General features: G+C 37.5%; 2 protein-coding genes and 1 pseudogene. All 3 read left to right on the plus strand.

The features are described 5' to 3' along the window. A pseudogene (locus tag AC1DJR_RS29985) lies at nt 1–91 on the plus strand (cell wall-active antibiotics response protein LiaF); the annotation flags it as partial. Further along, nucleotides 91–1,146 (plus strand): sensor histidine kinase, encoded by a 1,056-nt coding sequence (locus tag AC1DJR_RS29990; protein ID WP_477004259.1) that lies wholly within the window; start codon nt 91–93, stop codon nt 1,144–1,146. The pseudogene AC1DJR_RS29985 and the gene AC1DJR_RS29990, both read left to right, overlap by 1 nt. Further along, on the plus strand, nt 1,143–1,330 hold a 188-nt coding region (locus AC1DJR_RS29995; protein WP_477004260.1), incomplete at its 3' end, for a response regulator. The genes AC1DJR_RS29990 and AC1DJR_RS29995, both read left to right, overlap by 4 nt.

A 1,330-nucleotide genomic window follows, 5' to 3' on the forward strand; every position in this document is an offset into this window, starting at 1 on the left:
GTTTAGAACAGAACAGTATAAAGAAGCCCCTCGTCGTATTAAAATTATTTCTTCGCTTGTCGTAGGCGATACGGAAGTGAGGAAAGTATAATGAAAAAACAAAGGAATATTTCGTGGATGTATATTCGTTATTCTATGTTGTCCTCTGTGAGTATCGCACTTATTTGTACAATTGTATATGTATGGAAAAGCRAGCAACAAGTTTATGATTTACTCTGGAAAGAATCCATTGCTTCTGTTCCAATTGGCTTGTTTATTATGAGTACGAGTCTTCTTATCGGAGGAATTGTAGGATATGCAATCGGTTATTATATAGAACAGCGTATACAAGGATTAAATACTTTTCTATTTGAAGTAGAGCGAGGGAATTTTCCGAGTGATGTTTCATTTACTGCGGACGATGAATTTCATGAAGTGGAACGAAAAGTAATTGGTCTTGCTCGTCGCTTAGAGGAGCAAGCTGGGCTATTTCAAAAAGTAACGAATGAACGAGCCCATTGGAATGAAGAGATGAGACAAGAAGCGATTTCTCAAGAAAGGCATCGATTAGCGAGAGAGCTGCACGATTCTGTAAGTCAGCAGCTTTTTGCAATGTCGATGATGATGTCAGCCATTAATGAGCAAGCAGCTGAAATTCCAGACACGACGAAAAAACAGTTGCAGCTTGTTGAGAATATGGTTGTAAATGCACAATCAGAAATGAGAGCATTGCTCCTTCATTTACGCCCAGTGCAGTTAGAAGGTAAGAAACTAACAGAGGGTATAGAAGAATTATTAACAGAACTGTCTAGAAAGCAACATATGAAAATTGAATGGTTAATTGAACCGATTCAATTAAAAAAAGGTGTAGAGGATCATTTATTCCGTATTGTACAAGAGGCGCTGTCTAATACTTTACGGCATGCGAAGGCAAAGAAAACCGAAGTACGTCTTCGGAAAATTGATCAATATGCGATTTTGAAAATTATTGATGACGGTGTTGGGTTTAAAGTTGGTGTTAATAAGGCTGGTTCATACGGTTTAAGGTCAATGCAAGAGCGAGTTCATGAAATTGGTGGTACATTAAAAGTTCTTAGTTTTCCGAATAAAGGTACGCAAATAGAAGTGAAAGTACCTATTATGATTGAGAGAGGGGGAGAATCATGATAAAAGTATTACTAGTTGATGATCATGAAATGGTTCGAATGGGTGTATCAGCATATTTATCAACGCAGCCAGATATTGAAGTAGTTGGAGAAGCTGAAAATGGAAGAAAAGGTTCAGAGTTAGCTTTGCAATTAAGACCGGATATTATTTTAATGGACCTTGTTATGGATGAGATGGATGGGGT

The sequence above is a fragment of the Bacillus sp. 05T31 genome (assembly GCF_056396725.1).